Source organism: Actinotalea sp. JY-7885 (assembly GCF_014525465.1).
Lineage (GTDB): Bacteria > Actinomycetota > Actinomycetes > Actinomycetales > Cellulomonadaceae > Actinotalea.
The window spans coordinates 1-5705 of sequence record NZ_JACEXH010000191.1 but is presented as its reverse complement, the minus strand read 5'-3'; the positions used below and the strand labels follow the sequence as shown (position 1 = coordinate 5705).

At 75.8% G+C, this 5705-nt stretch carries 6 protein-coding genes; all 6 read right to left on the bottom strand.

Going from position 1 to position 5705, the window contains the following annotated elements:
• A partial coding sequence (pheT, locus tag IDM29_RS14280) for a phenylalanine--tRNA ligase subunit beta (protein ID WP_188037680.1) occupies nt 1–1964 on the bottom strand: 1964 nt, incomplete at its 3' end.
• Entirely contained in the window at nt 1964–3088 is a 1125-nt protein-coding gene (gene pheS / locus IDM29_RS14275) for a phenylalanine--tRNA ligase subunit alpha (protein ID WP_182113671.1), read from the bottom strand. The genes pheT and pheS, both read right to left, overlap by 1 nt.
• A 225-nt stretch (nt 3089–3313) precedes the next feature.
• On the bottom strand, nt 3314–3934 hold the full coding sequence (thpR, locus tag IDM29_RS14270) for an RNA 2',3'-cyclic phosphodiesterase (protein WP_182113670.1): 621 nt from the start codon (nt 3932–3934) through the stop codon (nt 3314–3316).
• Nucleotides 3934–4773 (bottom strand): RNA methyltransferase, encoded by an 840-nt coding sequence (locus IDM29_RS14265; protein WP_182114119.1) that lies wholly within the window; start codon nt 4771–4773, stop codon nt 3934–3936. The genes thpR and IDM29_RS14265 overlap by 1 nt, the downstream gene beginning before the upstream one ends.
• A 94-nt stretch (nt 4774–4867) precedes the next feature.
• Nucleotides 4868–5251 carry a 50S ribosomal protein L20 gene (gene rplT, locus IDM29_RS14260; RefSeq protein WP_182113669.1) on the bottom strand — a complete coding sequence of 128 codons (384 nt, stop codon included), beginning with the start codon at nt 5249–5251 and terminating at the stop codon, nt 4868–4870.
• Nucleotides 5252–5315: 64 nt separating this feature from the next.
• Nucleotides 5316–5510 carry a 50S ribosomal protein L35 gene (rpmI, locus tag IDM29_RS14255; RefSeq protein WP_182114118.1) on the bottom strand — a complete coding sequence of 65 codons (195 nt, stop codon included), beginning with the start codon at nt 5508–5510 and terminating at the stop codon, nt 5316–5318.
• Nucleotides 5511–5705: the final 195 nt, after the last annotated feature.

The following is a 5705-nucleotide window of genomic DNA, read 5'->3' as shown; positions in this document are numbered from 1 at the left end:
AGGCCGGCCAGGACGCCCGCGACGCGCCGGGGCTGGGCCGGGACCGCCGCGGCCAGACGCGCGAGGTCCGCGTCGCTCGGTCGTGCGGCGCCCGGGAGGCGGGGGGCCGGTGGTGCGTCCGGCGCGGGCAGCGTGACCAGGCCGATCTCGCTGAGGGCCAGGTCCGTGGTGCCCCGCGAGACGTTCCGTCGGGCCGTGTCCAGGAGCGTGACGAGCAGGCTCGTCCGCAGCTCCGGCTGCTCGTCCGACAGGGGGTTGACCAGGCGCAGCCCGCGGCGGCGCTCGTCGTCCGCCGGCAGGGCCAGCTCGTCGTGCTGGTGGGCACCGACGAAGGGGTAGCTGAGCGTCTCCACGAAGCCCGCGGCGGCCAGCGCGCGCGCCACGGCGCGCCGGAGCTGCTGCTCCTGCGTCAGCCCGCGGCCCGACGGCGCGTGCGGGAGGACGGACGGGATGGCGTCGTACCCGCGGATGCGCGCCACCTCCTCGACGAGGTCCACGCCCGTGGTCAGGTCGGGGCGCCACGTCGGCGGGGTGACGCGCGCGCCGCCCTCGCCGACCGGCTCGACGGTGCAGCCGATCGCCTCGAGCGTCGAGCGGACCTCCTCGTGCGTGTACGGCACGCCGACGACCCGGGCCGGCAGGTCCAGGTCGACCTCGACGGCGCGCGGGGCCGTGGTGCGGTCGAGGTCGCTGAGCCCGTCGACCCGCCCGCCACCGTGCTCGACGAGCAGGGCCGCGGCGCGCCGGACGGCGACCAGGGGGAGCTGCGGGTCGACCCCGCGCTCGAAGCGCCGCGACGCCTCGCTCGGCAGCCTGTGCCGGCGGGCGGTGCGGGCGACCGAGACGGGGTCGAAGTGCGCCGCCTCGAGGAGCAGGTCCGTGGTCGCCGGGCCCACCTCGCTCTCGGCGCCGCCCATGACGCCGGCCAGGCCGAGCACCCGCGACGCCCGAGCGCCGTCGGGCGAGTCCGTGATGAGGAGGTCCTCGGCGTCGAGCGCGCGGTCGACCCCGTCGAGCGTGGTCAGCCGCTCCCCCGGCTCGGCCCGGCGCACGACCACCGGAGCCGCGACCTTCGCGAGGTCGTAGGCGTGCAGGGGCTGGCCGAGATCGAGCATCACGTAGTTCGTGACGTCCACGGCGAGCGAGATCGGCCGCATGCCGGCCTGGGTGAGGCGACGCTGCATCCAGGCGGGCGACGGCGCGGATGCCGCCACGCCGCGCACGACGAGCGCCACGAAGCGGTCGGCGCCCGCGGCACCGTTGATCGGGGCGTCGTCCGTGATCTCGACGGGGAAGCCGTCCCCGGCGACGACGTCGTCGGGCACCGGGAGGGCGGGGTCGGTGAAGGCCGCACCCGTCGCGTGGCCGTACTCCCGGGCGACGCCGCGCATCGAGAAGCAGTAGCCGCGGTCCGGCGTCACGTTGATCTCGAGCACCTCGTCGGCGAGCCCGAGGAGCTCGCGGGCGTCGGTGCCGGGCGTCGTCGACGCGGCGTCGTAGCCGAGGCGATCGAGCACGATGATGCCGTCGTGGTCCTCGCCGAGGCCGAGCTCCTTGGCGGAGCAGATCATGCCGTCCGAGACGTGGCCGTAGGTCTTGCGCGACGCGATCGGGAATGGCCCGGGCAGGACGGCCCCGGGCAGCGCGACGACGACGCGGTCGCCGACGTCGAAGTTGTGCGCGCCGCAGACGATGCCGCGCGGGCCGACCGTGCCGTCCTCACCGACCTCGCCGAGCTCGGGGCCAACGTCGACGCGGCACCAGTTGATCGTCTTGCCGTTCTTCTGCGGCTCGGGAGTGCGGGCCACGACCTCGCCGACGACGAGCGGACCGGTCACGGCGGCGCCGTGGATGGCCTCCTCCTCGAGCCCGACACGGACCAGATCGGCGGCGAGCTGGTCGGCCGTCGTGCCGGGGGGCAGGTCGACGTGCTCGGCGAGCCAGGACAGCGGGATGCGCGGCATCAGAGGGCCCCTTCCAGCTGGAGCGAGAAGCGGACGTCGCCCTCGACCATGTCGTGCATGTCCGCGACGCCGTGGCGCAGCATGAGGGTCCGCTCGATGCCCATGCCGAAGGCGAAGCCCGTGTACTCGTCGGGGTCGACCCCGCACGCCCGCAGGACGTTCGGGTTGACCATGCCGCAGCCGCCCCACTCGATCCAGCCGGCCCCGCCCTTCTTCTGGGGGAACCAGAGGTCGAGCTCGGCGCTCGGCTCCGTGAAGGGGAAGAACGAGGGCCGGAAGCGCGTCCGCGCCTCGGGGCCGAACATCGCACGCGCGAAGTGGTCCAGCGTGCCCTTGAGGTGCGCCATGGTCAGGCCCTTGTCGACCGCGAGGCCCTCGACCTGGTGGAAGACCGGCGTGTGGGTCGCGTCGAGCTCGTCCGTGCGGAACACCTTGCCGGGGCACGCGATGTAGACCGGCAGCTCACGCTCGAGCAGGGTCCGTGCCTGGACCGGCGAGGTGTGCGTGCGCAGCACCAGGCCGGAGTCGGCGCCCGCCGTGGGGTGCGCCACGAAGAAGGTGTCCTGCATCTGGCGGGCGGGATGGTCGACACCGAAGTTCAGCGCGTCGAAGTTGAACCACTCGGCCTCGAGCTCCGGGCCCTCGGCGATCTCCCAGCCCATCGCCACGAAGACGTCGGCGACGCGCTCCTGGAGCACCTCCAGCGGGTGCCTGGCGCCGTGGGGGGCGCGGTCCGCGGGGAGCGTGACGTCGACCGTCTCCTCCACCAGGACGCGGGCGTCCCGCTCGGCCTCCAGGACGGTCTGCCGCGCGGCGAGCGCCGCCTGCACGCGTCCGCGGGCGCCGCCGACGAGCTTGCCGGCGGCGGCCTTGTCCGCGCCCGGCAGGCCCCCGATGGCGCGGTTCGCGAGGGCCAGCGGGCTGCGGTCGCCCGCGTGGGCGAGCCGGACCGCCTTCAGCGCGTCGAGGTCGGGCGCCGAGCCGATCGCCGCGAGCGCCGCGTCGACGGCCGCCGCGACGCCGTCGACGTCGAGCGGGGACAGGGGCGCGGCGCTGCCGATCTCGGTGCCGGCGGGCGCAGCGTTCTCGGGCACAGCGTTCTCGGGCACAGGGGTGTCGGGCATGGAGCGGGAGCCTTCCGGGGCGGGGCGTGCCGGCGCGATGTGCAACGGCGTGCAGGGCGGTACGGCCAGGTCGAGGGTGTGGCCCGCGGGCGGTCTCGCCGGACGCGCGCACCGCGCGCGATCCGGAGCGCGGCTCAGCGCCGCGGCCCACCTGCGGGCCGGCTAAATCGGCGACCACCGGCCCCCGTGCGCCTCTGCGACATGCCCGTCATCCTGCCACAGCGCTCAGGGCCCGGGCGGGCCCAGGCGCAGCACCTCGAGGACCTCGTGCCGGGCGGCGCCACCGGGACCCGCGCCCAGCTCGGAGCGCACGAGCTCGATCTCCTCGACCCGCCACCCGGGCCCGCGGTAGACCGCGAGGGCGTGCGACAGCGCCGCCACCGCCGCCACGCCCGGCTGCTCGCGGCCCCGGGTCGGGCGGCGCCGGGCCTGGTCGCGCACCCGACCGACCGTGAGGTGGGCCCGCGACCGCGGGCGCGGGTCCTGCCGGCCGAGGACCTCGGCGCCGAGGCTCACGGCGCCGTCCATCAGGGCGGTCATGGAGGCGACGTCGCCACCGCACCCGATCCACAGCGTGCGGCGGTCGAACAGCCCTGACCCCTGCAGGCTCAGCCCGAACGGCGCCGTCGCCGCGGCGAGCCCCGCGAGGCCCTGCGCCAGCTCCGGCACGGCGCCGTCCGGCGCCTCGCCGTAGAACGCGAGGGTGAGATGCCGGTCCTGCGGCGGCGTCCACCGCACCGGCCCCTGCCCGTCGTCGGTCGGGGTGCCGGCGCGCGCGAGGACCAGAGCCCGCTCGACGTGGTCGAGGACGTCGCGGGGCGGGCGCACCGCCGCGAACAGCCGCATCAGGCCGGCACTGCGCCGGGCCGTCGGCGCTGCGCCCGGGCGGACGCGTAGAGGCACACCGTGGCCGCCGTCGCGAGGTTGAGCGACTCCGCACGCCCGTGGATCGGCACGCGCACGACGGCGTCGGCGAGGTCGCGGTCGGCGGGGTCCAGGCCCCAGGCCTCGTTGCCGAAGACCCAGACCGTGGGCGTCGCCAGGTCCGGCGCCCCCGTCGGCGCGGCGCCCGCGACGTCCAGCAGCGCGTCCAGGTCGTGCGCGCCGGCACCGTCCGCGGCCGCGACGAGGCAACCGGCGTCGCGCAGCGCCTCGACCGTCGAGGCTAGGGACACGCCCGTCACCACGGGCAGGTGGAACAGGGAGCCGGCGGTCGAGCGCACGACCTTGGGGTTGTGGACGTCCACGCTCCCCTCGGTGAGGACCACGGCGTCCGCGCCGGCGGCGTCGGCCGCGCGGATCACGGCGCCGGCGTTGCCCGGGTCCCGCACCTGGGACAGGACCGCCACCAGCCGGGGGGCGGCAGCGGCCACGTCGGGCAGGGCCGCGGTGCGCGGGCGCAGCACCGCCAGGACGCCCTGCGCGTCCGGGCTCATCGCGTCGAGCACCTCGGCGGTGCCCGTCCGGACCTCGAGGCGTGCCGTGGCGGCGTCCCCGACGATCTCGCCGTAGCGCTGCGCCGCGGCCTCGCTGAGGTAGAGGTCGACGACGTCCGCGGCAGCGAACCGCACGGCCTCGCGCACCGCCTGGGGGCCCTCCACGAGGAAGCGCCCGTGGCGCGCGCGGGCCGAGCGTCCGGCCAGCGACCGGACGGTCCTGACCCGCTCGGCGCGGGGGTTCGTCATCACGGTCGGCACGCGCCGATCCTCCCAGACGCCCGGACGCGCGAGGGCCCCCGGACGACGAGTCGTCCAGGGGCCCTCGAGGTCGTGCTGGTGCTCAGGCGGCCGACGGCGCGTTGACGTCGGCGGGCAGTGCGTCCTTCGCGACCTTGACGAGCGCGTTGAAGGCGGGCGCGTCGTTGACGGCCATGTCGGCCAGGACGCGACGGTCGACCTCGACACCGGCGAGCTTGAGGCCCTGGATGAGGCGGTTGTAGGTCAGCCCCTGCTCGCGGGAGGCAGCGTTGATGCGCTGGATCCACAGCTTGCGGAAGTCGCCCTTGCGCGCCTTGCGGTCACGGTAGGCGTAGACGAGGGAGTGGGTGACCTGCTCCTTCGCCTTCCGGTAGAGGCGCGAGCGCTGGCCGCGGTAACCGCTGGCGCGCTCGAGGGTAGAACGGCGCTTCTTCTGGGCGTTGACCGCCCGCTTCACGCGTGCCACGTGATGCTCCTTGCGTTTCGGGGCTCACAGGTGAGTCGGGGCGCGCGGGAGGCGCGCCGCGGGCTCACTTGCCGAGCAGCTTCTTGATCTTGGGGGCGTCGGCCGGGGAGACGACCTGGTCGGAGGCGAGGCGCCGCGTGCGGCGGCTCGACTTGTGCTCGAACAGGTGGCGGGCGCCCGCCTGCTCCCGCATGATCTTGCCGGTCCCCGTGATCCGGAACCGCTTCTTCGCACCACTGTGCGTCTTGTTCTTCGGCACTGGTGTGCTCTCTTCCATCAGGTCGTCCCGGTCGGGACGAGGTTCACGTGCGGGCCGGGGCCCGCACCTGGTCAGGACGACGCGTCGTCGGTGGACTTCGCCCGGGCGGCCGGCTTGGGGGCCGGACGCGCCGGCTTGGCGGCCGGTGCCGGCCGCGGCGCGGCCGGGCGGGGTGTCGCCGCGGGCTTCGGGGCC

Excerpts from the sequence above, each read along its gene's own strand:
- IDM29_RS14265 (WP_182114119.1), bottom strand. The coding sequence starts at position 4,773 with ATGACGAACCCCCGCGCCGAGCGGGTCAGGACCGTCCGGTCGCTGGCC.
- thpR (WP_182113670.1), bottom strand. The coding sequence starts at position 3,934 with ATGCGGCTGTTCGCGGCGGTGCGCCCGCCCCGCGACGTCCTCGACCAC.
- pheS (WP_182113671.1), bottom strand. The coding sequence starts at position 3,088 with ATGCCCGACACCCCTGTGCCCGAGAACGCTGTGCCCGAGAACGCTGCG.